The sequence below is a fragment of the Candidatus Schekmanbacteria bacterium genome, assembly GCA_003695725.1.
Taxonomy (GTDB): Bacteria; Schekmanbacteria; GWA2-38-11; order GWA2-38-11; family J061; genus J061.
This window is the reverse complement of record RFHX01000253.1, coordinates 1-3,887: the sequence shown is the minus strand read 5'-3', so window position 1 is coordinate 3,887 and position 3,887 is coordinate 1. Positions and strand designations below refer to the sequence as shown.

Here is a 3,887-nt window from a genome sequence, read left to right as displayed (position 1 = left end):
ATATAGAAATTGCAGGTAGAAAGATTTCTTATAGTGGAATAGATTTTACTGCTGTTGGACAAGCCCTCAGCAAAGCAAATTATTTTTACATACTTCCATATCTTATAATTTATACGCTTGTCTATTATTTCAGAGCCCTTCGTTGGAAATATTTTATGTATCCCATAAAAAATATAAATATGAGGACTCTTTTTACTACTACTATAATCGGATTTATGGGAAACTGTATTCTACCTGCAAGGGCAGGCGAAGTAGTTAGGCCTGTTGTCATAGGCATTAAAGAAGGTGTAAGCAAGAGTGCATCGTTTGCCACAATTGTTGTAGAGAGGGTCTTTGATTTATGCACATTGCTTCTTTTTTCTTTCATTATGTTGATGAATTTTTCATTTTCTGATGGGAAAGATGGGACACTGAACAAACAGTTTCAAGAGATAGGAATAGCTGTTGGCGCTATAGCTGTTTTGCTGATTCTATTTCTGGTTGCCTTAAAATTCAAATCAGATTTGGTTATCTCACTTTTGCGAAAAATCTTTTTCTTTATTCCTGACAAGATTATGGAAAAACTGCTTTCAGTAATAGATTCCTTTATCATAGGATTAGGTGTGCTTCAGAATGTTAGGCATCTTATCTATTCTTCTTTATTATCTCTTGCAGTATGGCTTGCTATGGCCGCTTCCTTTTATTCAATGTTTCCGGCATTTAATCTCAATCTCCCTTTTTCTTCCTCATTTCTTATAATGATACTAATTGCCCTTGGTGTAGCTGCGCCTTCATCACCCGGTTTCATAGGAATTTATCAGGTTGCCTGCGAAATGGCATTGAAAATTGTAAATGTCGAGCCAGCTGTCGCTAAAAGTTATGCAATTGCTATGTGGACTCTCAATATGATTCCAACAATCATAGCAGGACTGATTTTTCTGTGGACAGGCAAGTTGAAGTTCAGTGAAATTCAGAAAGGTGATTAATTTTTTTGCATGTCATTTTTTACAAGATTTGAGAAAATCTTTTCATAGATCATCCTGACTGTTTGAGTTTCTTTTTCATAGTCTTCAATGAGTTGTTCAGCAGGACTTTTGTTATCCTTTTGTTTATATCCAATTCGCATTGCAAGCCTGACTATTCTTTCAGGCTTTTTATAGAAGGTATTTAGAGGGCGATTTTCAAGAATCCTAATCCTATTTTCTATTGTACGTAAAAAGAGTAGCGCTTTTATAAGCCGTTGATAATCTTCTTTATTTATAATATTGGCAAGGAAGAGTTCTTTTAATCCTTTTGCCGTATTGTTCTGCCTTACTCCAACATTCTCCTTTCCAAATTTCAGAATCAATGCTTGCACAATGAATTCAATATCAACGATTCCTCCTTCGCCAAATTTGACATGAAAAAACTGTTTTTTATCGCGAGCCATCTCTTTTTCCATTCTCTGGCGCATTTCATCTATTTCCAGTGCTTCTTCATTGGAAAGAGATTTTCCGAAGATCATATCTTCCATTATTTCCTCAAATTCTTTTACAGGTCCCTTCAGGCCGCATATAAATCTTAGCTTCGTATATGCTTGTCTTTCCCAGACCTTTGCTTGATTTGTAAAATAATGTTTATAAGCTTCCGAATCCTGCACTAATAATCCGCTCCTGCCAGAAGGCCGAAGTCGTGAATCGATAATGAATTTGATTCCTTCTTTTTCGGCTTCTTCGGCGATTTCAAAAACCTGTCGAGCAACTTTTGTATAATATTCCTGTAAACTTATTTCCCCTTTTTTTGTTTTTATAGTTCCTTTACCTTCATATACAAAAATGATATCGAGGTCGGAGCTGTATGTTATCTCCTCACCTCCTAATTTACCCAAACCGTAAATGGCAAGATTTCCTCTTTTCGCTTTGTCTCTGCCATCTATTCCAAGCTCTTCCATGCACTTTATTTCTGCTCTATGTAAAACCATTTTCAGGAAATTGTCTGCAATAGAGGAGAGATGCCGGGAAACTTTAAGAGGATTTGATTTTTTAAGAATATCATCAACACCTACATTGAAGATTTCTTCAATTATCTCTTTGAAGATTTCTTCTTTGTTTTTTTCCCTTATTTCATCATCTTCATCGAAGGACTTGATGACTTCCTCTCTTGCATAATTGATAAAGTCAATAAGTTGTGGCCTTTGGATGAGCATTTCACTTATAAATTGGCTGTTGCTGAATATGTTGAGAAGAATTTCTCTTGTTGGAGATATGTCTGTAAGAAAGGGAAATACTGATTCTTTCATTGAAGTTGATGAAACAAATTTTTCAAGGTTATTCAATGCCCTGTCAGGATCTGCAGTGGAGAGGATTTCTTTGAAAATAACAGGCGCTGTTTCATTCATCTTTATTTTGTATTTGCTTGAGTAATGAGCAAATGGTTTGCCTTCCCGCAATCTTGAAATGTTTGTCAATGCCTTTTCTGGTTCAGTAAAACCCATTTCTCGTAGGGCGATTAAAGACTTTTCTTTTGGCAGGGTTCCTTCCCAAATTATTAATATGTCATCCTTGTCGCTGATTTCTTCTTTTGTTTCGAAAAGGTGATTAAAAGCTTCTCGGACAGATTTAGTAAAAAATTCGTAATCACTTTCAAAAATCTCAAGTTCATCATAGAAGCCTTCTTCCGTATATCCAATTCTTTTGGCAAATTTGAGTTTTTCTTCTCTATTTTCAGGCAAAAGATGTGTTTGTAGCCCATCCATCATTTGGAGTCTATGTTCTACAGTTCTCAAAAATTTATACGAACGCGTTAAAATATTGTAATCTTCAAAATTTATATATCTCAGTTCATAAAGCTTTTTTAAAGCCGTTAAACTGTTTTCATGCCGTATGTTTTTGTCTTTTCCTCCATAGATTAGCTGAAGGGCCTGAATAAAGAATTCAATTTCCCTAATTCCACCATAGCCGTTTTTGACATTCAAGAAGGATGTGCCGTCTGCCTTCAAACTTCTGTCTATTTTCTCTTTCATACTTTTTATTTCATTTATGGAGCTGATGTCTAAATACTTTCTATATATAAATGGTTCTATCATTTTTAAAAATTCATTGGTAAGCTCTGAGTCGCCCCCTGCATGAGATGCTTTGATAAGAGCCTGCCTTTCCCAAGTTTGTCCCCATGATTCATAGTAGATTTCCAGACTTCGAAGAGAATTTACAAGATCTCCGCTTCTGCCTTCAGGCCTCAAACGAAGGTCTACACGATAAATACTGTTTTTACCTCCATCTCCCCTCAGAAGTGCTGTAATGATTTCAGCTATTTTGGTATAGTATTCATGTATTGAAATATTCACTTCAGAAGATAAATCGTTAGGGTCTTTATAAACCTTTCCTTTGTCCGAGGTATAGATAAACAACAAGTCAATATCCGAAAAGTAATTGAGCTCATTTCCTCCGAGTTTACCAAGGGCTACAACAGAAAATCTGCATTTTACTTTTTCCTTCTCATCTGAAATAGAAATAAGGGGAATTCCAAATCTTTTTTCTGCATGATAGACAGCATAACGATAAGCTGTTTCAATGATAGCTTTTGCAAGGTTAGATAGCGATAATGTCGTTTCTTCGAAGGAAAAGTATTCAAAATAGTCAGAGAACATTATTTTCAGAGTTTCCAACTCTTTAAATTTCAGAAGAAAGTTCCTAAATTTAGTTTGTTCCCATTTATAATTTACCTCTTCTTCTATTTCTTTCAGATAAGTTTCTTTGCTTTTTAATTCTTTAAAAGATTCATCTTTTAGAATTAGCAAGGTTTTTTCAGGATTTCTGATTATTATATCCACTGCCAATCTGCTTGCAGAAAAAAACCTCAAAAGTGAATTGGTTAAATATCTATTATTTTTTAGTGTTTGGAAAAGAACATTGGTTGTTAGAGCTGAAATT

The 3,887-nt window shown here is 34.8% G+C and carries 2 protein-coding genes; one reads left to right on the top strand and one right to left on the bottom strand.

From position 1 onward, the window contains the following. Positions 1-2 precede the first annotated feature (2 nt). Positions 3-965, top strand: a complete 963-nt coding sequence (locus D6734_09855) for a UPF0104 family protein (protein ID RMF93537.1) — start codon at positions 3-5, stop codon at positions 963-965. On the opposite strand, the gene D6734_09850 is transcribed toward D6734_09855, so the two are convergent. After that, a complete protein-coding gene (locus D6734_09850; GenBank protein RMF93536.1) occupies positions 962-3,886 on the bottom strand; it encodes a bifunctional [glutamate--ammonia ligase]-adenylyl-L-tyrosine phosphorylase/[glutamate--ammonia-ligase] adenylyltransferase in 2,925 nt (974 codons plus the stop codon). The two genes, D6734_09855 and D6734_09850, sit on opposite strands and share 4 nt — an antisense overlap. Between the last annotated feature and the right edge of the window lies 1 nt (position 3,887).